This window comes from Pseudomonas sp. 58(2021) (genome assembly GCF_017491585.1).
In the GTDB taxonomy this organism is placed as follows: Bacteria; Pseudomonadota; Gammaproteobacteria; order Pseudomonadales; family Pseudomonadaceae; genus Aquipseudomonas; species Aquipseudomonas fluorescens_BT.
The window spans coordinates 143250-167887 of record NZ_JAFGYZ010000002.1; the positions used below are offsets into that span (position 1 = coordinate 143250).

The following is a 24638-nucleotide window of genomic DNA, read 5'->3' on the forward strand; positions in this document are numbered from 1 at the left end:
GCTTACAGGTCTTGGGTCTTGTCGTCCTTCTTGTCGTTCACAACGACCGGATCACGGGCCTTTTCCTTGGCGGCAAACACCTCCATCGAGCGGCCATTGGCAGCCATCATTTTTTCGAAAGTGCGGTCGCCGCCACCTTCGGCCAACACCAGGGAAGACATCATCAGAGCCACGGCAAACGCGCCAATCTGTGCAAGTTTCATCGTTGATTCCTCATTCAAGTCACTGACGGGATCAAGGTAACAATCCGAACCTTTCGTGACGGTGGCGCCGAAATTACATATCCGTCATGTAAAAAGGCCCGCATGGGCGGGCCTGTTGTTGAGGCAAAAAGTGACTAGACCGCGGTGGGCGATTCCTCGTCCCGACGGTGCGCAATCTGATACAGCGCCGGCAGGATCAGCAACGTGAGAATGGTCGAGGACAGGATCCCGCCAATCACCACCGTCGCCAGCGGTCGCTGCACCTCGGCCCCGGTGCCGGTCGCCAGGGCCATCGGAATGAAGCCCAGGGACGCCACCAGCGCCGTCATCAACACCGGGCGCAACCGTGTCAGTGCACCGACGTTGATCGCGTCGGCAAGCGAGCGCCCCTCCTCCCGCAAGTTACGAATGAACGCGATCATCACCAGCCCGTTAAGCACCGCCACACCGGACAACGCAATAAAACCGACGCCCGCCGAGATCGACAGGGGAATGTCCCGCAGCCACAACGCCATGACCCCGCCGGTCAGCGCAAACGGAATCCCGGTGAACACCAGCAAGCCGTCCTTGAGGTTGTTGAACATCATGAACAGCAACCCGAACACCAGCAGCAACGCCACCGGCACCACGATCTGCAAGCGCTTGGCCGCCGATTGCAATTGCTCGAACTGCCCGCCCCAGGTGGTCCAGTAACCCGCCGGCACCTGCACATCACGCTCGATCACTTCGCCCGCCTCGGCGACGAAAGAACCGATGTCACGCCCACGCACGTTGGCGCTGACGATCACCAGGCGCTTGCCGTTCTCGCGGCTGACCTGATTCGGCCCCAGCACCAGATCGAGGCTGGCCACGTCCTTGAGCGCAATGAAGCCGATCAGACTGGAGGCATCATCACCCGCCGCCGGCACCGGAATCAGCAGCGCCGACAGCCCGTCGATGTCCTTGCGCATCGCGTCGGACAACCGCACGACCATGTCGAACCGGCGATCACCTTCGTACATTGTCCCGGCCTTCTGCCCCCCGACAGCCACCGCAATGGTGTCCTGCACATCACCGACGTTGAGCCCGTAGCGCGCCGCCTTATCGCGATCGATGTTGATGGTCAGCACCGGCAGACCGCTGGTTTGCTCGACCTTGACCTCGGACGCGCCGTTGACCTTCTGCATCGCGGCGGCAATCTTTGCCGCCGTGGCGTTGAGCACGTCCATGTCATCACCGAACACCTTGACCGCCACGTCGCTGCGCACGCCGGAGATCAGTTCGTTGAAGCGCAACTGGATCGGCTGCGACAGTTCATAGTTGCTGCCCGGCAACGTCGCGGCGGCCTGTTGCAGTTCGGCCATCAGGGTTTCCCGGGATTTGTCCGGGTCCGGCCATTGCTCTTTGGGCTTGAGCATCACGTAGCTGTCGGAGATGTTCGGCGGCATCGGGTCGGAAGCGATTTCGGCGGTGCCGGTGCGGGCGAACACCCGCTCGACTTCCGGTACTTTATTCAGGATCAGCGTTTCCAGACGCTGCTGCATGTCCACCGATTGCGTCAGGCTGGTGCCCGGCACGCGCAATGCCTGCAAGGCAAAATCACCTTCGCTGAGGCTCGGCACAAACTCGCTGCCCATGCGGCTGGTGACCACGCCACTGAGCACGATCACACCCAGCGCCGCGCCGACCGCCACCGTGCGATGGGTCATGACCCAGGCCAGCGCCGGTGCATAGACACGACGTGCGCCGCGCATCACCACGCCCTCTTCTTCCTTGACCTTGCCGGTCACGAACAGCGCAATCGCCGCCGGTACAAACGTCACCGACAACAGCATGGCACCGAGCAGTGCGATGACGACGGTGAACGCCATCGGGTGGAACATTTTCCCTTCGACACCGCTCAAGGCGAAGATCGGCAGGTACACCACCATAATGATCAACTGGCCGAAAATCAGCGGTCGCCGCGCCTCTTTTGCCGCCGCAAACACTTCATGGAAACGCTCGGATCGCGTCAGCAGGCGCCCGTGATGCTGCTGCGCGTGGGCCAGCCGTCGCAGGGTGTTTTCGACGATCACCACCGCGCCGTCGACGATGATGCCGAAGTCCAGCGCGCCGAGGCTCATCAGGTTGGCGCTGACCTTGTTGCTGAACATGCCGGTGAAGGTGAACAGCATCGACAGCGGAATCACCATCGCCGTGATCAGCGCGGCGCGGATGTTGCCGAGAAACAGAAACAAAATCGCGATCACCAGAATCGCGCCCTCAACGAGGTTCTTCTTCACCGTGGCGATGGCCTTGTCGACCAGGTGCGTGCGGTCGTACACCGGCACCGCAATCACGCCGTCGGGCAATGATTTGTTGATCTGATCGAGCTTGGCGGCGACTGCCTGGGAAACCGTGCGGCTGTTTTCGCCGATCAGCATGAACACGGTGCCGAGCACCACTTCACGGCCGTTTTCCGTGGCGGCGCCGCTGCGCAGCTCACGACCGATATCCACGGTGGCGACATTCTTGATGCGGATCGGGGTGCCGTCGACATTGGCCATGACGATATTGGCGATGTCCTCGGTGCTCGCCACCTGCCCCGGCGCGCGAATCAGCAATTGCTCGCCGCTGCGTTCGATGTAGCCGGCGCCGACGTTGGCGTTGTTACGCTCCAGCGCCGTTACCAGATCGCTGAGGGTCAGCTTGTAGGCCGCAAGTTTTTTGGGGTCGGGCGCGATCTGGTATTCCTTGGCAAAACCGCCGATGGTGTTGATCTCGGCCACGCCGGGGACGTTGCGCAGTTGCGGCTTGATGATCCAGTCCTGAATCACCCGCAAGTCGGTCGGCGTGTAGGGCGTGCCGTCGTCCTTCAGCGCACCTTCCCTGGTCTCGACCGTCCACAAAAAGATCTCGCCGAGTCCTGTTGAGATCGGCCCCATCACCGCTTCCACACCTTCGGGCAATTGCTCCTTGGCGGACTGCAAGCGTTCGTTGACCAATTGCCGGGCAAAGAACAGATCAGTGCCGTCCTTGAAGATCACCGTGACCTGGGACAACCCCGAGCGCGACAGCGAGCGGGTCTGCTCCAGCGCCGGCAGACCGGCCATCGCGGTTTCAATCGGGAAGGTGATGCGCTGCTCGGTCTCCAGCGGCGAGAACCCCGCCGCACCGGTGTTGATCTGCACCTGGACGTTGGTGATATCAGGCACAGCGTCGATCGGCAGCTTCTGATAACTGGCGATGCCGAGGCCGGCCATGAGCAGAACGGCGAGCAGCACGATGATGCGCTGCTCGATGGCAAACTGGATCAGGCGTTCGAACATGGGAGTCTTCCGCGATTAATGACTGTGCTCGGCCGAGGCTTTGCCCAGCTCCGATTTGAGGACGAAGCTGCCGGCGCTGGCGACTTGCACGCCCGGCTCCAGCCCGGCGGTGACTTCCACTTGCCCCGCCGCCCGACTGCCCAGCTCCACCGCTTGCGCTTTGAAGCCGTCGTCGGTGCGCACGAATACCGTGGGTTTGTCCTCGACGGTCTGGATCGCGGTTTCCGGCACGGCGACTTTGGCCTGGCGGCTGTCGGTGGCGACCAGCGCGGTGACAAACAGGCCCGGGCGCCATGAGCCTTGCGGGTTTTCCAGGGTGACGCGCACGGTCGCGGTGCGGGTCTGTTCGCCGAGCAGGCTGCCGACGTAAGCCACGGTGCCGGTCACATCAGCATTCAGTTCCGCCGCACTGACGGTGACGGGTTTGCCCACTTGCACCTTGTTCAGCTCCTTGGGCGAAACGCCGAACGTGACCCACACCCGGGACAAGTCCGAGAGCGTGAACGCCGCCGTGGTTTCATCGACCACCTCCCCCGGCGTCAGGTGTTTTTCCACCACCACGCCATCGAATGGCGCCCGCAGTTCATAACGATTGCCGCCAGTGGCGACCACACTGCCGCTGAGCACACTGATCTTTTGCCGGGCGTTGCTCACGGCGATTTCGGCTTCTTCCAGGGCCTGACGTGCCTGAAGGAAATCCTGCTCGGCGGAAATCTTGTCCTGCCACAGTTTTTTCTCGCGCTCGAACGTCGTGCGGGCCAGAGCCAGACGGCGTTGCGCGGCCGCCTGCTCGCTGCGCTGATCGGAGATCTGCTGGCTGGCGATCACGGCCAGCAACTGACCTTTCTTCACCGACTGCCCGAGATTGACCGACACTGACTCGACCACGCCCGGTACGCGCGGCACCACATGCGCGGTGCGGTCTTCGTCAAAGCGCACTTCGCCGGGGAATGACAGACCGAGGCTGAAGTTCTGCGCCTGGGCGGCGGCCAGTTGAATCCCCGCCGCCGCGATCTGCTCGGCAGTCAATTCGATGTGCCCTTCTTCGCCATGCTCGCCGTCAGCGGCGGCGCCTTCCTCGGCGTGATCGGCGTGTTCCGCCGCTTCATCGGCATGCGCATCGATAGACCCATTGCCGCCCCACATCGAGCCGATGCCAATGCCCAGCGCCAAGGTCGCCGCAGCGACCACGATCAGTTTTTTATCCATGGAAACTCCTCTGCGCCGTACCGTCGCGCAGTGATCAGAAGGTTGAAATTCAAGGGTTGGCGCTGAGGTCGCCGAAGATGCGTTCGATGCGGACCCGGGCGTCGGTCGCCTCACTCACCGCCTGGATGTATTGGCTGCGAGCGGCGATCAATGTGCGCTGGGCGTCGAGCACGTCGAGGAAGCCGAACTTGCCCATTTCGAAACCGCGAGTGGCGCTGTCCACCGCACGTTGCGCGGCGGGCAGGATGGTCTGATTGAACGCCTTGATTTCGCCGTTGGCGGTCTGCCACTGCTCCAGCGTGGTCTGGATTTCCGTGCGCAGGCGCAGCTCAGTGGCGTTGCGCAGGTCCCGTGCCTGATCGGCACGCCGCGCCGCCGCCAGCACATTGCCCTGATTGCGGTTGAACAGCGGAATCGGCATCGACAGCCCGACCACGTTGACCCGCTCGCGCTCGGTTTCGCTGTACTGGCTGCCGATGCTGACGGTGAGATCGGGTATCCGCTGGGACTTTTCCAGCCCCAGCGACGCCTCGCGCTGATCGATCTGCAACCTGGCCAGGCGCAGCTCCGCCGTCTCGTTCAGGCGCTCAAGCAAACGGGTGGGCGTCGGTACGCTGGGCAGGCTTTGAGTCGCGGTCTGCACCGTGGTCGACGTCGGCAACGGTGCGCCCATGACCTGGGCCAATTGCTGGTACGCATTGGTCTGATCGCGCTCAGCGCGGCTCAATTCCAGGCGCACTTCCGAAAGCTGCACTTGCGCCCGAGTGCCTTCGACCGGCGACGACTTGCCCGCCTCGATCCGTCCCAGCGCCACGCGCAAACCGTGCTCGGCGAGTTGCAGCGACTGCCGGGCCAGTTGCAAACGTTGCTGCGCGGTCTGCGCACCGTTGAACGCTTGAAGCACGTCGGCGCGCAGTGCGTTGCGCTTGCGTTCCAGCTCGATGCCGGCGGCATCCTGCGCACGACTCGCCACATCAATCCGCGCACCACGCTTGCCGCCCAGCTCGATCGGCTGGCTGAGCATCACCGTGGTGGTGCGTGACTGGCGCCGAGTGTCTTCGGCCTCCCACGAAACCTCGGGATTGGGGATCAGCCCGGCCTGTTTGCGGTCACCTTCGGCAATGCCGATTTCCCACTGCGCGGCGGCCAGCTCCGGGTTGCCGGCGAACGCGGTTTGCAGCGCCTGATCCAGCGTCAGGGTCGATGCACTGGCAAGGCCTGTGCAGGCCAGCAACAAGAGGCCGCTGGCGGTTTTTTTCAGGCGTGAGCGCGCCGTCAGTTCAATTAAACCGGGCAATGGAAGACTTCCTTCAATCAAGAATCGTTGATGGCGCCACGGTAGGGTTTTGAACTTATCGACAAGGTGACGTGAACATTACAAATCCGTTATCCACGGTTAATCGAAGTTGTTTTGCTCTAGGATTCGAAGTTCGAATGGCTTTGCTGCAACACACCGAAACAAATGCACGTTAGTTATCAGCCGAACAGCACTTGCCGAAATGGAAGTCATGAAAAATTGACCACTTCGCTGCGACAGGCTGTCGCGGATGGCTGTTTTAAAGGACTCAGGCGTTGACTCTGTAGCCACTACAGCCTTTACCTTGCACGCCATCCCGTTATTGAAACCGTCCGGAAGCCCCAACAAAAACAATAACTTTCCCGGCCACCTTAATTAAATATCCATTGAATAAAAGTGGTGAAAGATCATGCGAATCCTTGTCGTCGAGGACGAGCTTAAAGCTGCCGAATACTTGCATCAGGGCCTGACCGAAAGTGGTTATATCGTTGACCACGCCATTAATGGCGCGGATGGTTTGCACCTGGCGCAACAACAGGTTTATGACCTGATCATTCTGGATGTGAATCTGCCGGAACTCGACGGTTGGGGCGTGCTGGAGCAACTGCGCCGCACCCATTCCACGCGAGTGATGATGCTCACCGCACGCGGTCGCCTGGCGGACAAGATCCGGGGCCTGGATCTGGGCGCCGACGACTATCTGGTCAAGCCGTTCGAATTCCCGGAATTGCTGGCGCGGGTACGCACCTTGATGCGCCGCAGCGAAAACATCCCGGTGCCGCAAGTACTCAAGGTCGCCGATCTGGAACTCGATCCGGGCCGTCACCGGGCCTTTCGTGGCACCCAGCGTATCGACCTCACCACCAAGGAATTCGCCCTGCTGCATCTGCTGATGCGCCAGTCCGGCGAAGTGCTGACCCGCACTCAAATCATCTCGTTGGTATGGGACATGAACTTCGACTGCGACACCAACGTGGTCGAAGTCTCGATCCGCCGCTTGCGGGCGAAGATCGACGACCCGTTCGACAGCAAACTGATCCACACCCTGCGCGGTGTCGGCTATGTGCTGGAGGCACGGGAATGAAGCCCGCCAGCCTGTCGCTGCGATTGGGTCTGACCGTCAGCACTCTTGGCGCGTTGCTGGTGGTGTTCCTGGCGATCCTTGCGTATTTCGCCCTGACTCATGAGCTCGATGCATTGTCCCGGGACAGCCTGGAAAAGAAGATGGCGCAGGTGGAACACAGCCTCTCGCTGTACGTCGATGCCAATGAAGTCAGTAGCAAGCCGCACATTCTGCTCGATCAGGTCATGGGGCATGACAACCTGACGCTGACGATTTATGACCGGGGCAACCTGCGCTCGCCGCTGCTCAAGTCCGGGTCGGGATTGACGGACCCACGGATTGAATTGAAAGCGGTGCGGGCGACGACCGATCAGTTGTCCTATACCGACAGCTTCGATGCCGAAGGTGCGAAATTTCTCACCGCCTCGAAGCTGATTCGCCTGAAGGACGGCAGCAACGTGCCGGTGCTGTTGTCGATGGACAATGCCCACGATCAGGCGTTGCTCAGCGCCTACCTGCGCTCGACGCTGATTGCCTTGCCGTTGCTGCTGGTGTTCATCGGCCTGACCGCCTGGGGCGCGGTGCAGCGCGGACTGGCGCCGCTGCGCGAGTTTCGCAAAGTGGCGGCCCGGGTGACCACCCAGGACCTCGACCACCGGTTGGCGGTGGTGAACATGCCTCAGGAACTGAGCGAACTGGCGCAAGGCATCAACGTAATGCTCGATCGCCTGGACAACGGTGTGCAGCAGTTGTCGCAGTTCTCCGATGATCTGGCCCACGAGCTGCGCACGCCGATCAACAATTTGATGGGCAAGGCTCAGGTAACGCTTTCACGCGAGCGCACGGTCGAGGAATACACCGACGTTCTGGTGTCGTGCACCGAGGAGCTGGAGCGGGTAGCGCGGATTGTCTCGGACATGTTGTTCCTGGCCCAGGCCAGCCAGCCGATGGCACACGCGTCGTTCGAGCCGATTGCGCTGGAAAACGAGGCGTTACGGGTGGCCGATCTGTTTTCCCTCCCGGCGCAAGACAAGCAAATCCATCTGAAGGTGGTCGGCAGTGCTCAGGTTTCGGGCGACCGCTTGATGATCCAGCGGGCGATCTCCAACCTGCTGTCCAATGCCCTGCGCCACTGCCCCGCCGGCAAAACCGTTTCGCTGTTCATTGAACAGGCGCCGACACAGGTGGCACTGCGAGTGAGCAATCCCGGCGCAGGCATCGAAGCGCAGCACTTGCCGCATCTGTTCGACCGTTTTTACCGCGTCGACAGCAGTCGCACCCGCTCGCAGGGCAGCACCGGTCTGGGGCTGGCCATCGTGCGCTCGATCATGACCCTGCATCAGGGCACCACGCAGGTGCAAAGCCGACCGGGGGCGATGACGGTATTCAGCCTGGTGTTCCCCGTGTTCGCGGAAAAGCACTAAAACCCTCAAACAGATTTGTGCGGTGTTTTCTCAATTTCCGTCGGAAAAATCACCGCACAAGTACGCCATAGCGCCGTGTAAATCTTTCGGTGGGACTTTGCGGCAGCCTCACGATGAAACGTCTGACAAGGACAGGGAAAAAACTTCGCAGACGGTAGGTTCCTGATCGTTTCGTTCGCCTTTTTACACTCAGCCGCCCCCCTCTAAAACAAGCGTTTCGGTGATCCCGACGCATCCCTTCAAGATTTATCAGTACGTATTTCAGGGCGGTTAAAAACCGCGAACGGAAACGTCTGGACATTTTTGACCCCACCGTCGCTGCGCTCTTAGATTCGACTCGTGCTTGCAACAGCACACTCAAACAATAACCAAGGAGAAACCTCATGGGCTACATGGGCAGCTGGAACGCAAACCCTATCGATGAACTTGAAGAGCAGGAAACGCCCTCGGCGGAGCAGATTGAAGCACTGCAACTGACCGAAGAAGAACGGGCGGAACTGAGCGCCGAGTGACATGACCCGCAGGGGCCTCGCGCCCCTGCGGACTTTCCAGGAAAGACATCATGGACAAGACATGGATGGCCGAGCGTGAGCTGACGGCCGATCAGGCAGAGCGACGTATTCAGGCCGAGCTTTCACGACTGGGCCTCTCGCCGGTAACCCGTACACTCGGCAGCAAGGTCGTTGCCGTTGAGGCGATTCTTCACGGCAGCGACAACCGTCATGCCCGTGGCTGCGGCAAGGGTTATGCGGATCAGGCACACCTGGGCGCACTCTATGAAGCGCTTGAGCATTATTGGACGGATGAACACTTCGCGACCGAGGTTCACCACGAGACAGAGCATTACTTCAAAGACACACCGATCTTTGCCGATGACTCGCTTGTGCACAGGCTCACCTGTCAGCAAAACGCGCGCATCATCTGCAGGACCTATGTCTGTCCTCCGTGGCATGACCGTTTTTCCTATCCGGTGGCGCTGACTTTGCCAAACGGTTCACGTCAGCCTTCGTCACCGGGCACTGCGGACTGCAGCGCCGTGCGACGCTACGCCAGCAACAGCGGCACCGCCATTGGCGCCACTTACAGCGAGGCGTTGTTGCATGCCGCCAACGAATGTATCGAGCGCGATGCGGTATCGCTGTTTCTGCTCAACCATTTCTATTACGAGAATCACCCGCCCCTGCGAAGAGTGGCTCGTCTCAGTGACCACGACGACCTCGGCCGTCTGTGGGCCGATGCCGAACAGGAAATCGGCGGAGAAATCGTGCTGGTGGATATCAGCAGCGAATTCAAGGCACGAACCTTTCTGGCCTTCACGACGCAGCCGGGGTCTCATCCACAGGTCTACGGCAGTGGCTGTTCACTTGATCCGCGTCACGCTGCATCGCGTGCGCTCAGTGAACTGGTGCAATTGCAATTGAGCGCCGCCGAGCCCGAATACCATCAGACGCTGACCAATGCACTGCGCAACCTGCAGCCCTTCCCGCGCCTGCTGCGCTGTGCGCAATTCGATCCGCAGACGCTGTTGCTTCGCTGCCCGCAGCACGAAGTGAAACTGCCCGGTTCAATTGAAGAGCTGTCGGTGGACGATCAACTTCACTTGCTGACTCAAGACCTGCAAAACCACGGTCGTACGCTGGGTGCTTCGATCCTGCAGCAAACCGAGTTCGGCACAACCCTGCTCAACGTGGTGATTCCCGGGCTGGAGCGTTTCTTTGTTGTTTCCAGCGGCAATGTTGTCATCCCGCAGGCCCGGGGACGAACGCTGGAAAGATCAGTCCTATGAACCGACTCGATCAAACCCGTGAGCTGGCACTGGCCCGTTCCATGCCCCGTCACCTGAACGAGAACGGTGGCGTCGGCCATTACCTCGAACCGCCAGGCAACGGATTGCACCACCTTTTTTTCCTGCGGTTGCACGACGAAGTCTGGGTTGGCCGCAAACGCCTGCAACGTGACCGGCAGTTTCGATGGCAGGCCGGCAGCGTACTTGAACCCTGCATGTTGCTGGGTCCGCATCTCCACTCATTGTGGGGGGATGAAGGTTTGTCGATCGGCTATCGGACGGTCTCCGTCGAACAGAAAGTGCAAACCTTCGAACGAGCACTACGTCAGGCTGACAGCGAGATTCTGTTTCCGTTTCCGATCGTTGACGCAGCAGGCCGGGAAGCAGTCTGTCCGGCCGAGTTCTGGCAATGCAACGAATCACTGGCCGAACAGTTGAACACCGATGAACAACACTTGCGCGAGCACTGTGCCGGATTGCTCCAGGCGATCACAAAAACCGGCGCGTTGATTTACGACCCGGCCTGCTCCACGGGTGAATTCATCGCCCATGTCGCCCGCGCCCTCCCCGACTGTCTGTGCCTGGGGACTGATCGCTCAGCCTCGATGATCGAACACGCCCGACGAGCTCATGGGAGGACACCCGTCGAGTTCCGCTTGCTCGACGCGAGTGAGGCCTTCGATGCCGGGATTCACTGCGATGTGCTGATCCTGCGTTTCCTGAACGCCGAGGTCTTGACCCGCCGAGAAGCCCGAACCGCATTCGAGTCGCTGATCCGCTGCGTCAATCCTGGCGGCACGATCCTCGTCTTTGGTCACACGCCGGTGCTGATCCCTGTCGCCTGGCTCGCTGCCACCCATCACCTGCAACTGGAGTCCAGCGTTGCAGCGCGCCCGGGGCAGGTCGAACTGTTCCAGTTCTATCGTCTGAAGGTCCTGTCAGCATGACCTTTTCCCTGCAAAGCAGAGGCTATTACCCGACCGGCGATGGCCATCAACTCTATTGGGAACGCCATGGCATTACGGGAGGCGAACCGGTGTTTTTCCTGCATGGCGGTCCCGGCGGGCGCTGCAGCCGTCATCATCTGGACTTCTTCGATCTGCGCCGTTTCGACATCATCCTGTTCGATCAGCGCGGATGCGGGCGCTCGACGCCCTACGGCGAACTGCGCGACAACACCACCGGCCTTTGTGTCGAAGACATTGACGCCCTGCGCCAGCACTTCGGCTTCGAAAAAATCAGTGTGCTCGGTGTTTCCTGGGGCAGTTGGCTGGCGATCCAGTACCAGCAGCGCTATCCGCAGCACCTTCTGAAAACCACACTGGTTTCGGTGTTCGTACCTTTCGCCGCCAATGTCCGGGCGTACGACCGGGCACTCAATGAGGGGCTGACGCAATCGCCGCAAACTGCGTCAGGCCATCGCGCCAGGGACATCTTCCGGATACTCGGCGAAGGCTGTCCACTGCAACAGCGCGTCGCCGCCATCGAATGGTTGAATGCTCTTTTGCGCCGTACGGGGCAGACGGTTTGCCCCGGTACGCTGGAGAGTTTTGTCGATCAGGAAGCGGTGCTCGCGATCCGTCTGGAGCTGCATTACCACCTCCAAGGCTATTTCTTCCGGCCACGGGACCATGACCTGATCCTCGATGACAACACCCTGCTGATCCAGGGCATCCGCGATACCTTCGGCATGGCCAGCGTGCGCTGGCTCAGGCAACGGATGGACATTCACTGCCGTTTGCTGCACGCCGGGCACAACGCCTTTGAAAACGCCATCCTCAAAGCGGTGCGCCGGGCGGTGAAACGTGAAATCGAGGGCTGAAAAAAACGGCACCCGAAGGTGCCGTTCCGTCCCGCAAAAACGCTTACTTGCGCGCCGCCTCCCACGACTTGAGCAGTTCGTTGTAGCTCACGGTTTCGCCCTTCGGCTTCTCGTTGGCCAGTTTCGGTTTTGGTGCGCCCGGTTGGTCGAACCAGTATTGCGCGTCGCGCTCCGGGTTCATTTTCGGGGCGCACACCGCTTGGGCCTTGGAGCGCTCGAGACGGGTCATGATCGCGTCCTGATCCTTGGCCAGACCATCCAGCGCCTGTTGTGGGGTCTTGTCGCCGCTGGCGGCTTCGGCGATGTGGCTCCACCACAGTTGTGCCAGACGTGGATAGTCCGGCACGTTGGTGCCGGTCGGCGTCCATTGCACCCGGGCCGGGCTGCGGTAGAACTCGACCAGACCACCGAGTTTCGGTGCCAGGTCGGTCATGGCTTGCGAGTTGATGTCCGACTCGCGGATTGGCGTCAGGCCGACAATGGTTTTCTTCAGCGACACGGTTTTCGAGGTGACGAACTGCGCGTACAGCCAGGCCGCGAGCTTCTGTTTCTCAGGCGTGGACTTCATGAAGGTCCAGGAACCCACGTCCTGATAACCCAACTTCATGCCCTCTTCCCAGTACGGTCCGCGCGGCGACGGCGCCATGCGCCATTTCGGCGTGCCATCGGCGTTGACCACCGGCAGGCCCGGTTTGGTCATGTCGGCCGTGAACGCGGTGTACCAGAAAATCTGCTGGGCGATGTTGCCCTGGGACGGTACGGGGCCGGACTCGGAGAAGGTCATGCCCGCCGCTTCCGGTGGCGCGTACTTCTTCAGCCAGTCGACATATTTGGTGGTAGCGAACACCGCCGCCGGGCCGTTGGTGTCGCCGCCGCGGGTCACGCTGGAGCCCACCGGATGGCAGTCCTCGACGCGGATACCCCACTCGTCCACCGGCAAGCCATTGGGCAAGCCCTTGTCGCCGCCACCGGCCATGGAGAACCAGGCATCAGTGAAACGCCAGCCCAGCGACGGGTCTTTCTTGCCGTAGTCCATGTGCCCGTAAATGCGCTTGCCGTCGATTTCCTTGACGTCTTCGCTGAAGAATTTGGCGATGTCTTCATAGGCCGACCAGTTCACCGGCACGCCCAGTTCATAGCCATACTTTTCCTTGAACTTGGCTTTCAGGTCGGCACGTTCGAACCAGTCGGCACGGAACCAGTACAGGTTGGCGAACTGTTGGTCAGGCAATTGATAGATCTTGCCGTCCGGCGCAGTGGTGAAGGAGATGCCGATGAAATCTTTGATGTCGAGGGTCGGCGAAGTGAAGTTCTTGCCTTCGTTGGCCATCAGGTCGGTGATCGATTCGGTCTTGCCGTAGCGAAAGTGCGTACCGATCAGGTCCGAGTCGTTGACCCAGCCGTCGTAGATGTTCTTGTCCGACTGCATCACCGTCTGCATTTTTTCCACGACGTCGCCTTCCTGCAGCAGGTCATGGGTCAGCTTGATCCCGGTGATTTCGCTGAAGGCCTTGGCCAGCACCTTGGATTCATATTCGTGGGTGGTCAGGGTTTCCGAGACGACCTTGATGTCCATCCCGCGGAACGGCTCGGCGGCCTTGATGAACCACTTCAGTTCTTCAAGTTGCTGCTCGGGTGTCAGGGTCGACGGCTTGAACTCGCTGCCGATCCATTTTTTTGCCGCGTCTTCGTACGCATCGGCCCAGGCGGTTGCGCTCAAACCGCTGAGTGCCAGCATGGCTGCCAATGAAATGCTATGTCGCAGCTTATTGTTTTTGTCGAACATAGAGACCTCCTGTTAGTTTTTCGGAGCAAGATTGCCGAGCGATTCGACTAGCCCCAACGCATCACAGCCAACAGCCACACCAGGGACAACGCGGACGCCACCCAGATGCTCCAGTCGGTCACGCCGATGACCAGCAGATGCAGGTAGGCGCTGCCGAGAAGACCGATGAACAAGCGATCGCCACGGGTGGTGGCAATCGGCAGAAACCCGCGCCGCAGGATGCTTGGCGAGCGCAGTTCCCAGGTGGTCATGCCCACCAGGATCAAACCTATAACGATGAAAAACGCCGCCGTCGGGACGGTCCAGCTCATCCATTCCATCATCAGTTCCTCAGACCCGGCCCAGGGCAAAGCCCTTGGCCACGTGGTTGCGAACAAACCAGATCACCAGCATGCCCGGCAGGATGGTCAGCACCCCCGCCGCGGCCAGCACGCCCCAGTCGATGCCGGACGCCGACACCGTGCGCGTCATCACCGCCGCGATCGGCTTGGCGTTCACCGAGGTCAGCGTGCGCGCCAGCAGCAGTTCGACCCAGGAAAACATGAAGCAGAAAAACGCCGTCACCCCGATGCCGGAGCCGATCAGCGGAATGAAGATCTTTACGAAGAACTTGGGAAAGCTGTAGCCGTCGATGTAGGCGGTTTCGTCGATTTCCTTCGGCACCCCGGACATGAACCCTTCGAGAATCCAAACCGCCAGCGGCACGTTGAACAGGCAGTGCGCCAGTGCCACGGCGATGTGGGTGTCGAACAGACCGATCGACGAATACAGCTGGAAGAACGGCAGCAGGAACACCGCCGGCGGCGCCATGCGGTTGGTCAGCAGCCAGAAGAACAGGTGCTTGTCGCCGAGAAAGCGATAACGGGAAAACGCATAAGCCGCCGGCAACGCCACGCTCAGGGAAATCACCGTGTTCAGGCTCACGTAGTACAGCGAGTTGAGATAACCGGTGTACCAGCTCGGATCGGTGAAGATCACCTTGTAGTTGTGGAAGGTGAAATCCTGGGGGAACAGCGTCAGGCCGCCGAGGATTTCGGTGTTGCTCTTGAACGACATGTTCAGCAGCCAGTAGATCGGCACCAGCAGGAACAGGATGTAGAGCAGCAGTGGAACAAGCTTTCTTTTGCTCATGGCCGGGCCTCAGCGGTTGGCATCGCTGTGGGTCATGGCGGTATAGAACAGCCAGGACACCAGCAGGATGATCAGGAAGTACACCAGCGAAAAGGCTGCCGCCGGCCCCAGGTCGAATTGGCCTACAGCCATCTGGGTCAAGGTCTGACTCAAGAAGGTCGTGGCATTGCCCGGTCCGCCGCCAGTGAGCACGAAGGGCTCGGTGTAGATCATGAAGCTGTCCATGAAGCGCAGCATCACCGCGATCAGCAGCACGCTTTTCAGCTTGGGCAATTGAATGTGACGGAACACCGCCCAGGCCGAGGCCCGATCAATCCGCGCCGCCTGGTAATACACATCGGGAATCGCCCGCAACCCCGAGAAACACAGCAGCGCCACCAGCGAGGTCCAGTGCCACACATCCATCACCAGAACCGTGACCCAGGCGTCCATGGTGTTGGCCGCATAGTTGTAGCTGATGCCCATGGCGTTGAGGCTCGAACCGAGCAGACCGATGTCGGCACGGCCGAAGATCTGCCAGATGGTGCCGACCACGTTCCAGGGAATCAGCAACGGAATCGCCAGCACGATCAACACCACCGACGACCAGCGGCCCTTGGTCGGCATGGTCAGGGCAATGGCGATCCCGAGTAGGATTTCGATCAGCAGCACGCACGCCGAATAGATGAACTGGCGCAGCAACGAATCGTGCAGACGCGGATCGAGCAGCACCTGCTTGTACCAGTCGGCACCGACGAAGTAGCGGCTCGACTGGTCGAAGATGTCCTGCACCGAATAATTGACCACGGTCATCATCGGGATCACCGCACTGAAGGCCACCAGCAGAAACACCGGCAACACCAGCCACCAGGCCTTGTTGTTCTGCACCTTGTTCATGGCTGTACCTCGCTTTCGGTGGCATCCAGCAGAAATTCGTCGGCGTAGACCATCAGCCACTGCGCCGGGAAACTGATGTACGCCGTGCCCTGCGGCACCGGTTTGTCTTCGGCCAGACGCACCTTCAGCGGTGCGCCGTCCAGATCCAGGGTCATGATCTTGTAGGTGCCAAGGTCTTCGACGTGTACGACCCGCGCCTGCATCGCGTCATCAAACGGCTCGTCCCACACATGAATGAACTCGGGGCGGATGCCGACCTTCAGGTTTTTCCACTGTCCGTGTTCGATATGGCGCTGCAAGGCGTCGGAAAGCGGCAGGTGGGTCGAGTTGAAACCGACCCCGCCCGGTTGCGGCTGCACCTCGATCAGGTTCATCCCCGGACTGCCGATGAAATAACCGACAAAGGTATGACTCGGCCGCTCGAACAATTCCCGTGGCGTGCCGAACTGGACGATCTGGCCGCCGTACATCACCGCGATCTTGTCGGCGAAGGTCGAGGCCTCCAGTTGATCGTGGGTGACGTAGACCATGGTGATGTTGAACTGCTCGTGAATCTGCTTGAGCTTGCGCCGCAGTTTCCATTTCAGGTGCGGGTCGATCACCGTCAGCGGCTCGTCGAACAGGATCGCCGAGACGTCGTCGCGCACCAGACCACGGCCCATGGAAACTTTCTGTTTTTCGTCGGCGGTGAGGTTGCGTGCCTTTTTGCTCAACAGGTTTTGCAGGTCAAGGACTTCGGCGATTTCCTGCACCTTGCTGTGGACTTTCGCCTCGGCCATGCCCTGATTACGCAGCGGGAAGGCCAGATTGTCGAACACCGTCATGGTGTCGTAGACCACAGGAAACTGGAAAACCTGGGCGATGTTGCGTTTCTCCGGAGTCAGGTCGTTGACCGCTTTGCCGTCGAACAACACATGACCCTGAGACGGGCTGAGCAAGCCGGAAATGATGTTGAGCAAGGTCGACTTGCCGCAACCCGACGGCCCGAGCAAGGCATAGGCGCCGCCCTGCTCCCAGATGTGGTCCATTTCGCGGATCGCGTAGTCTTCCGCCCCGCTCGGGCTCTTGCTGTAACTGTGGGCGAGGTGTTGCAAACGGATTTCGGCCATCAGGCAACCCTCGCGACGCGCCGGCCCGGTGCCTGCACCAGACGGCCCTGCGCATCGAACACAAACAGTTTATGGGTCGGGATGTAGATGCGGATCGGCGCATCGACGTCGTATTCGTGAACGCCGGGCAAGTGCAGCACCAGCAGGAAATGCTCGTTGCGCACATGCAGGAAAGTTTCCGAACCGCTGATTTCCGCCACCTCGACGGTCACGGCCAATTCGAGGTCATCGTCGTTGCTCGGGACCAGTGAGATGTGGCTCGGACGCACACCGAAACGGAACTCGCCCTCGCCCACCGGCCGCAGATCGACGTTCAACGGGAAGTGCACGAAATTGGCAAAGCTCACTTCGTTGCCCGCAATACGCCCCGGCATCAGGTTGATCGGCGGCTCGGAGAACAATTCGGCCGCCAGCACCGTTTGCGGCTGGTGATAGACCTCGGTCGACGGGCCGCTCTGGATCACCCGGCCTTCATGAAGAATGGTGGTGGTGCCGCCCAGCGCCAGCGCTTCGTTGGGTTCGGTGGTGGCGTAGATGGCGATGGTGTGGCGCGCCTTGAACAGCTCGCGCATTTCCTGGCGTAATTCTTCGCGCAGTTTGTAATCGAGGTTGACCAGCGGCTCGTCGAACAGGATCAGTTCGGCATCCTTGACCAGCGCCCGGGCCATGGCTGTGCGCTGTTGCTGGCCGCCAGACAGTTCCAGCGGATAGCGCTTCAGGAATTTCTCGATGCGCAGCATCTTCGCGGTTTCCTGCACCTTGCTCTGGATCTGCTCGTTGGAGATCCCGGCCTGACGCAACGGCGAGGCGATGTTTTCGAACACCGTCATGGTCGGGTAATTGATGAACTGCTGATAGACCATCGACACGTTGCGCAGACGCACCGGACGCTGGGTGACGTCGACGCCGTTCATCAGAATGCGACCGCTGTCGGGCTTGTCCAGACCGGCCATCAAACGCATGAGGCTGGTCTTGCCCGACAGCGTCCGTCCGAGCAGGACGTTGAAGGATCCGGCTTCGAATTTCAGGTTCGCATCGTCGATCCAGGTCTGGCCCTCGACGATGCGGCTGACGTGCTCCAGGGTGAGTGACATGGCTCGGCCTTTTTATTATTGGAGTCAAGCGACGTGTGCAGTAGAGCGACATTCGTGCCAGAAATCCCAAGCCGTTGATTCGCCGCGAAAATCGCCGAAAACACGGGCAAACCACCTTCATTGCTGAACACATTTGAACAGTTCAACGATTGACAATGAACAATAGTGAACAACACTCTATCGATGCTTTCAGGTCCCGACGGGCCTCATAACAATAATAAAAACGCTGCTTTCAGAGGCTGACTGTCATGGCCGCACCTGTCCCGCCGCTTTCTCACGAGGCCATCGTTCAGGACTCCTGGTCCCGTTGCCGCGCCTTCGGTCTCAAGCATCAAAGTGCTCCGGCGTTCGACCAGTTGCCCGCCTCCGGCATTGCGCAGTTGCTCGACAGTCACCATTCGCTGGTGCAGACCACCCATCAGGAAGTGCTGCCGTACTACGAAAACATCCTGAGCAATTCCAACTGCCTGATCATGCTGGCCGACAATCAGGGCCAGGTCCTGACGTCCTGGGGCACCCAACGCTTTATCGAGCCGAACCTGGCGCGCGGCTTCCAGGCCGGGGCAAGCTGGATGGAACACGCCAGCGGCACCAATGCAATCGGCACAGCGCTGGCCTGCGAACAGGCAGTGCACATCGAGCACGATGAGCATTTCCTCAAGGCCAACCGTTTCATGACCGGCTCCGCCGCACCGATCTTCAACGCCGAGCGCAAAGTCATCGCCGTACTCGATGTGTCCAGCGACAGCTACCTGCCGCCCTCGCACACCCTCGGCATGGTCAAGATGATGAGCCAGACCGTGGAAAACCGGCTGATCCTCAACCTGTTCCATGGCCAGCACTTCCAACTGACCTTCAACACCGGGTTGAACAACCTCGACAGTCAATGGGCCGGTTTGCTGATTTTCGATGAGAGCGGCCAGGTGCTGTCGGCCAACCGCCGGGCCGACAATCTGTTGGGCGTGCGACTGTCGCGGGTGAGTGTCGAGAGCCTGTTCAAGGTGTCATTGCTGGAGTTGATCAATCAGCCGGACGGTTTGCCGTTTGCCTTGCAGACCTCCGGGCGCAATCGTTTCCAGTGTCTGTTGAAACGACCTAAACAGGCGCCCATTCAGGCGCGGGTGTTTGCTGAAGCCAAAGTCACCGAACCGCAAGTTACGACCTCCACGGCCATCAGTCTGAGCAGTCTGCACTTCGGCGACAGCCGCGTGGAAAAAGCCGTGCGCCAGGCCGAACGTCTGCTGGAAAAGGACATTCCGCTGCTGATTCACGGGGAAACCGGGGTCGGCAAGGAAGTGTTCGTCAAGGCCCTGCACCAGGCCAGCTCTCGCAGCAAACAAGCGTTCATCGCCGTCAACTGCGCGGCGATTCCCGCCGAACTGGTGGAGTCCGAGCTGTTCGGCTACGAGAAAGGTGCGTTCACCGGCGCCAACCAGAAAGGCAGTATCGGCCTGATCCGCAAGGCCGACAAAGGCACGCTGTTTCTCGATGAAATCGGCGACATGCCGCTGCCGACTCAGGCCCGATTGCTGCGGGTACTGCAGGAACGCTGTGTGCAACCGGTGGGCAGCAGTGAGTTGTTCCCGGTGGATCTGCGGATCATCTCCGCTACCAACCGCTCGCTCAGGGAACAGGTGCAACTGGGGCGATTCCGCGAGGATTTGTATTACCGCATCGGCGGTTTGACCCTTGAATTGCCACCGCTGCGCGAGCGCAGTGACAAGCAAGCGCTGTTCAAACGCTTGTGGGAACAGCATCGCGAACCGACGCAATGGGCGGGATTGAGTCGCGAAGTGCTGGAGTTGTTCGATCGTCATCCGTGGCCGGGGAATCTGCGCCAGGTCAGTAGCGTGATGCAGGTCGCGCTGGCCATGGCCGAAGAGCAACCGGTAAGACCTGAGCATCTGCCGGATGATTTCTTTGTCGATCTGGAGATGGAGCCGCTGGAAATGCCAGAACCGTTGGGGATCGATCTGAATGACAGCGAGGCGTTGAATCGGGAACTGCAGGCGGCCGGGGGCAATATTTCTCATCTGGCGCGGCGGTTGGGGGTCAGTCGCAATACGCTCTACAAGCGCTTGCGTCAGGCTGAGTGATCGTCGCCCGAAGGCACGTCAAATCGTCGCTCCCACATTAAATTTTCGTCATCTGCGGTTTTGTCTACGACACGAATCCCCTGTGGGAGCGAGCCTGCTCGCGATGACGCCAGTGTGGCCATCAACAACCATCAAGCCCACCCATTGACCACACCGACCAGACTGTGACGAAATGTTTCAGATTTTCGCTGCGCACCTTTGATCCAGACACCTCCCTCCTCCTGCCCCTCACAGGACAAGCTCTTTGACCAACATCTGCACCACCGGCCTTGATACCGGCTTTGCTTCTCTCGATTACCTGCAAATCGGCATCCTCGGCATCATTCAAGGCATCACCGAGTTATTGCCCGTTTCTTCCACCGCCCACATGCGCATCGTCCCGGCCCTGCTCGGCTGGCCGGATCCCGGCTCGGCGTTTTCCGCCGCCATGCAACTGGCCGCACTGGCCGCGGTGGTGAGTTATTTCTGGCGGGACGTCAGACAGGTCGCGACGGGCAGTCTGGCGGCGGTGCGACAACGGGATTTCAACAATCAGTGGTTCGTCCTTGCGGTGGCCATCGTGCTGGCGACCATCCCCATCGGTATTGCCGGCATCGCCTTGTCCTCGACGCTCAACGCCTGCAACTCGCCGTTGCGCGGCTTGATGGTGATCGGGATTTCCTGCGTGGTGATGGCGGCATTGCTGGCCATCGCTGAACTTACGTGCCGCCACCGCCGCACCGTTGGCGAAATGCGTCTGCGCGATGCGCTGATCGTGGGTATTGCTCAGATCGGGGCACTGATTCCGGGCGTTTCGCGCTCCGGGTCGACGCTGACGGCGGCGCTATTCCTTAATTTCAAACGTGAAGAAGCCGCGCGCTTCTCCTTCCTGCTCGGATTGCCGGCCATCGCGCTGGCGGGTTTGAAGGAGTTGTGGGTGTTGTTCCATGCACAACTGCCGGCGCAAGCCTGGGCGCACCTGATTTTCGGTCTGGTGATTGCCAGTATCTCGGCGTTTTTCGCGATCTGGGGCCTGATGCGCTTTCTGGAGAAGTTCTCCACCTGGCCTTTCGTGATTTACCGCGCTGTACTCGGGATTTTCCTGATCGTCGCGGTCAGCACCGGGCTCTTGAGCTGAGGCCCGCCGCAAAAAACAAAACCCGCACTGGGCGGGTTTTGTTTTCTTGAAACATTCCCACGCTGAGCGTGGGAACAAACATGCCGAGCGGATCAGTCAGCCAGACGCCAGGTCGTGCCGCCCTTGCCGTCTTCCAGCACCACACCCATGGCGGTGAGCTGGTCGCGGATGCGATCGGATTCGGCCCAGTCCTTGCCGGCACGTGCCGCCAGACGCGCAGCGATCAGCGCCTCGACCTCGGCGGCATCGACACGCCCTGCGGCGCCGGCCTGCAGGAAGTCATCGGCTTCGAGCTGCAACACACCCAGCACGCTGGCCAGTTCTTTCAGGCGCGCCGCCAGACCCGCCGCTGCCTCGAGGTCGCTCTCGCGCAGACGGTTGATCTCGCGGACCATCTCGAACAGCACCGCGCAGGCTTCCGGCGTGCCGAAGTCGTCGTTCATCACCGTGGTGAAACGCTCGACGAACGCTTCGCCGCCAGCCGGCGCCACGTTCGGCAGGCCTTTCAACGCGTGGTAGAAACGCTCCAGGGCGCCCTTGGCGTCCTTGAGATTGTCTTCCGAGTAGTTGATCGCGCTGCGGTAGTGGCTCGACACCAGCAGGTACCGCACGACTTCCGGGTGGTACTTGTCGAGCACGTCGCGAATGGTGAAGAAGTTGTTCAAGGACTTGGACATCTTCTCGCCATTGATACGAATCATGCCGCAATGCATCCACGCGTTGGCGTAGGTCTTGCCGGTGGCCGCTTCGCTCTGGGCGATTTCGTTTTCGTGGTGCGGGAACTCGAGATCGCTGCCGCCGCCATGAATGTCGAACGTCTCACCGAGGCAGCAGGTCGACATCACCGAGCACTCGATGTGCCAGCCCGGACGCCCGGCGCCCCACGGCGATTCCCAGCTCGGCTCGCCCGGCTTGACGCCTTTCCACAGCACGAAGTCCAGCGGATCTTCCTTGGCTTCGTCGACCTCGATCCGCGCACCGATGCGCAGGTCTTCGATCTTCTTGCGCGACAACTTGCCGTAGCCCATGAACTTGCCGACGCGGTAGTACACGTCGCCATTGCCCGGGGCGTAGGCGTAACCCTTGTCGATCAGGGTCTGGATCATCGCGTGCATGCCAGGGATGTGATCCGTGGCGCGCGGCTCCATGTCCGGCTTCTTGATGTTCAGGCGCGCTTCGTCTTCGTGCATCGCCGCGATCATGCGCTCGGTCAACGCTTCGAACGACTCGCCGTTCTCGTTGGCCCGGTTGATGATCTTGTCGTCGATGTCGGTGATGTTGCGCACATAGGTCAGGTCATAACCGCTGAACCGCAACCAGCGGGTCACCAGGTCGAACGCGACCATGCTGCGGCCGTGGCCCAGGTGGCAGTAGTCGTACACGGTCATCCCGCAGACGTACATGCGCACCTTGTTGCCATCCAGCGGCTTGAAGACTTCTTTGCTCTTGGTGAGCGTGTTGTAGATCGTAAGCACGGTGTTTCCTTAAGACTTGATCACTGGCCCCACGAATCGCGCAGGGTCACGGTACGGTTGAATACCGGCTGGCCTGGTTTCGAGTCCTTGATATCCGCGACGAAGTAGCCTTCGCGCTCGAACTGGAAACGGTCTTCCGGCTGTGCATTGCCCAGCGAAGGCTCGGCACGACAACCGGTCAGCACTTGCAGTGAGTCAGGGTTGATGTTGTCCAGGAAACTCGCGCTGTCTTCGGCCTTCTCCGGGTTCGGAGAACGGAACAGGCGATCGTACAGACGCACTTCGCACTCGACGCTGGCAGCAGCCGGCACCCAGTGGATCACGCCCTTGACCTTGCGGCCTTCAGGGTTCTTGCCCAGGGTGTCCGGATCGTAGGAGCAACGCAGTTCGACGATGTTGCCGTCGGCGTCCTTGATCGCTTCGTCGGCACGGATCACGTAGCTGCCGCGCAGGCGCACTTCGCCATTCGGCTCCAGGCGCTTGTAGCCCTTTGGCGGCTCTTCCATGAAGTCATCGCGGTCGATGTAGATTTCACGGGCGAACGGCAGCTGGCGCACGCCGAGTTCTTCTTTCTGCGGATGACGCGGCAGTTCGAGGTTCTCGACCTGGCCTTCCGGGTAGTTGGTGATCACAACTTTCAACGGGCGCAGCACGCACATGGCGCGCGGGGCGTTCGCGTCCAGGTCCTGACGGATGCTGAACTCGAGCATGCCGAAGTCAACCACGCCGTCGGAACGGTTGGTGCCGATCATCTCGCAGAAATTGCGGATCGATGCCGGGGTGTAGCCACGGCGGCGGAAGCCCGACAACGTGGACATGCGCGGATCGTCCCAGCCGTTGACGTGTTTCTCGTCAACCAATTGCTTGAGCTTGCGCTTGCTGGTGATGGTGTAGTTGAGGTTCAGACGGCTGAACTCGTACTGACGCGGGTGCGCCGGCACCGGCAGTGCGTCGAGGAACCACTCGTACAGCGGACGATGGCTTTCGAACTCCAGGGTGCAGATCGAATGGGTGATGCCTTCAATGGCGTCCGACTGACCGTGAGTGAAGTCGTAGTTCGGGTAGATGCACCACTTGTCACCGGTCTGATGGTGATGAGCGTGGCGGATGCGGTACATGATCGGGTCGCGCAGGTTCATGTTCGGCGAGGCCATGTCGATCTTGGCGCGCAGCACGCGGGCGCCGTCCGGGAACTCGCCGGCGCGCATGCGGGCGAACCAGTCCAGGTTCTCTTCCACCGAACGGTCGCGGAACGGGCTGTTCTTGCCCGGCTCGGTCAGGCTGCCGCGGTATTCCCTGGCCTGTTCAGGCGTCAGGTCGTCGACGTAGGCCTTGCCGGCCTTGATCAGCTCGACGGCCCAGTCGTGCAACTGGTCGAAGTATTGCGAGGCATAGCGCACTTCGCCGGACCATTCGAACCCCAGCCATTTGACGTCGCTTTCGATCGCGTCGATGTATTCCTGGTCTTCCTTGGCCGGGTTGGTGTCGTCGAAACGCAAGTGCGTGACACCGCCGAACTCCTGGGCCAGGCCGAAGTTCACGCAGATCGACTTGGCGTGGCCGATGTGCAGGTAGCCGTTGGGCTCAGGCGGGAAACGGGTGACGATCTGGGTGTGCTTGCCCGAGTCCAGGTCTGCCTGGATGATCGGCCGCAGGAAATTGACCGGCACGGCAGGGCCGGACTTGGCATTCGAGGTAGGGTCGACAGTGGGCTTGCTCATAGGATCCTTGACTTACATGTGCGCGGCCGCAAAGGGGGCCAGACAAAACAAAGCCGCTATCATAGCCGATGCTGTCAAGGGCCTGACAGAGCACACTCTTATAAAGGCGCGCATTTAATCGCCGGCAATTGAAAAACTGCCT

At 60.4% G+C, this 24638-nt stretch carries 20 protein-coding genes; 8 read left to right on the forward strand and 12 right to left on the reverse strand.

Annotated elements, in window-relative coordinates; translation table 11 throughout:
* Window positions 1-2: 2 nt before the first annotated feature.
* The 4 genes from J5M72_RS02765 to J5M72_RS02780 all read right to left on the reverse strand — a co-directional run bounded on the left by J5M72_RS02765 (window position 3) and on the right by J5M72_RS02780 (window position 5996).
* Window positions 3-203, reverse strand: coding sequence for a co-regulatory protein PtrA N-terminal domain-containing protein (locus J5M72_RS02765; protein ID WP_041475587.1), 201 nt, complete (start codon window positions 201-203; stop codon window positions 3-5).
* A 134-nt stretch (window positions 204-337) separates the two neighbouring features.
* Window positions 338-3490, reverse strand: coding sequence for a CusA/CzcA family heavy metal efflux RND transporter (locus J5M72_RS02770; RefSeq protein ID WP_207863947.1), 3153 nt, complete (start codon window positions 3488-3490; stop codon window positions 338-340).
* Between the two features lie 15 nt (window positions 3491-3505).
* Window positions 3506-4699: an efflux RND transporter periplasmic adaptor subunit gene (locus J5M72_RS02775; RefSeq protein WP_207863948.1), complete on the reverse strand. Its 1194-nt coding sequence runs from the start codon at window positions 4697-4699 to the stop codon at window positions 3506-3508.
* Window positions 4700-4748: 49 nt separating this feature from the next.
* Window positions 4749-5996, reverse strand: coding sequence for a TolC family protein (locus J5M72_RS02780; protein ID WP_207863949.1), 1248 nt, complete (start codon window positions 5994-5996; stop codon window positions 4749-4751).
* A gap of 409 nt (window positions 5997-6405) precedes the next feature.
* On the opposite strand from J5M72_RS02780, the gene J5M72_RS02785 reads away from it, so the two are divergent.
* From J5M72_RS02785 to J5M72_RS02805, 6 genes are all read left to right on the forward strand, one after another.
* Window positions 6406-7080: a heavy metal response regulator transcription factor gene (locus tag J5M72_RS02785; protein WP_169430954.1), complete on the forward strand. Its 675-nt coding sequence runs from the start codon at window positions 6406-6408 to the stop codon at window positions 7078-7080.
* Complete coding sequence (locus J5M72_RS02790; RefSeq protein ID WP_207863950.1) at window positions 7077-8483, forward strand: heavy metal sensor histidine kinase; 1407 nt, start codon at window positions 7077-7079, stop codon at window positions 8481-8483. The genes J5M72_RS02785 and J5M72_RS02790 overlap by 4 nt, the downstream gene beginning before the upstream one ends.
* A 383-nt stretch (window positions 8484-8866) precedes the next feature.
* Window positions 8867-8995, forward strand: a complete 129-nt coding sequence (locus tag J5M72_RS29140; protein WP_279382152.1) for a hypothetical protein — start codon at window positions 8867-8869, stop codon at window positions 8993-8995.
* 50 nt (window positions 8996-9045) lie between these two features.
* Complete coding sequence (locus tag J5M72_RS02795; RefSeq protein WP_207863951.1) at window positions 9046-10269, forward strand: YcaO-like family protein; 1224 nt, start codon at window positions 9046-9048, stop codon at window positions 10267-10269.
* Window positions 10266-11216: a class I SAM-dependent methyltransferase gene (locus J5M72_RS02800; protein ID WP_207863952.1), complete on the forward strand. Its 951-nt coding sequence runs from the start codon at window positions 10266-10268 to the stop codon at window positions 11214-11216. Before J5M72_RS02795 ends, J5M72_RS02800 begins: the two co-directional genes overlap by 4 nt.
* Window positions 11213-12091, forward strand: coding sequence for an alpha/beta fold hydrolase (locus tag J5M72_RS02805; RefSeq protein WP_207863953.1), 879 nt, complete (start codon window positions 11213-11215; stop codon window positions 12089-12091). Before J5M72_RS02800 ends, J5M72_RS02805 begins: the two co-directional genes overlap by 4 nt.
* Before the next feature lie 43 nt (window positions 12092-12134).
* Here the strand turns inward: J5M72_RS02805 and J5M72_RS02810 are convergent, their stop codons facing one another.
* Genes J5M72_RS02810 through J5M72_RS02835 form a run of 6 tightly spaced genes read right to left on the reverse strand, consistent with a single transcriptional unit; the run spans window position 12135 to window position 18087 of the window.
* Complete coding sequence (locus J5M72_RS02810; protein ID WP_169430959.1) at window positions 12135-13877, reverse strand: ABC transporter substrate-binding protein; 1743 nt, start codon at window positions 13875-13877, stop codon at window positions 12135-12137.
* A gap of 47 nt (window positions 13878-13924) precedes the next feature.
* A complete protein-coding gene (locus J5M72_RS02815) occupies window positions 13925-14197 on the reverse strand; it encodes a DUF2160 domain-containing protein (protein ID WP_039767461.1) in 273 nt (90 codons plus the stop codon).
* A 10-nt stretch (window positions 14198-14207) separates the two neighbouring features.
* Window positions 14208-15008 (reverse strand): carbohydrate ABC transporter permease, encoded by an 801-nt coding sequence (locus J5M72_RS02820; RefSeq protein WP_169430960.1) that lies wholly within the window; start codon window positions 15006-15008, stop codon window positions 14208-14210.
* A gap of 9 nt (window positions 15009-15017) precedes the next feature.
* Window positions 15018-15884: a sugar ABC transporter permease gene (locus J5M72_RS02825; protein WP_207863954.1), complete on the reverse strand. Its 867-nt coding sequence runs from the start codon at window positions 15882-15884 to the stop codon at window positions 15018-15020.
* A complete protein-coding gene (locus J5M72_RS02830; protein WP_207863955.1) occupies window positions 15881-16993 on the reverse strand; it encodes an ABC transporter ATP-binding protein in 1113 nt (370 codons plus the stop codon). Before J5M72_RS02830 ends, J5M72_RS02825 begins: the two co-directional genes overlap by 4 nt.
* Complete coding sequence (locus tag J5M72_RS02835; RefSeq protein ID WP_169430962.1) at window positions 16993-18087, reverse strand: ABC transporter ATP-binding protein; 1095 nt, start codon at window positions 18085-18087, stop codon at window positions 16993-16995. Before J5M72_RS02835 ends, J5M72_RS02830 begins: the two co-directional genes overlap by 1 nt.
* Window positions 18088-18335: 248 nt before the next feature.
* On the opposite strand from J5M72_RS02835, the gene J5M72_RS02840 reads away from it, so the two are divergent.
* Entirely contained in the window at window positions 18336-20183 is a 1848-nt protein-coding gene (locus J5M72_RS02840) for a sigma-54-dependent Fis family transcriptional regulator (RefSeq protein ID WP_207863956.1), read from the forward strand.
* Between the two features lie 244 nt (window positions 20184-20427).
* Window positions 20428-21300, forward strand: coding sequence for an undecaprenyl-diphosphate phosphatase (locus tag J5M72_RS02845; protein WP_207863957.1), 873 nt, complete (start codon window positions 20428-20430; stop codon window positions 21298-21300).
* Between the two features lie 92 nt (window positions 21301-21392).
* On the opposite strand, the gene cysS is transcribed toward J5M72_RS02845, so the two are convergent.
* Both cysS and J5M72_RS02855 read right to left on the reverse strand, forming a co-directional pair.
* Window positions 21393-22775 carry a cysteine--tRNA ligase gene (gene cysS, locus J5M72_RS02850; RefSeq protein ID WP_169430965.1) on the reverse strand — a complete coding sequence of 461 codons (1383 nt, stop codon included), beginning with the start codon at window positions 22773-22775 and terminating at the stop codon, window positions 21393-21395.
* A 20-nt stretch (window positions 22776-22795) separates the two neighbouring features.
* Window positions 22796-24496: a glutamine--tRNA ligase/YqeY domain fusion protein gene (locus tag J5M72_RS02855; protein WP_207863958.1), complete on the reverse strand. Its 1701-nt coding sequence runs from the start codon at window positions 24494-24496 to the stop codon at window positions 22796-22798.
* Window positions 24497-24638: the final 142 nt, after the last annotated feature.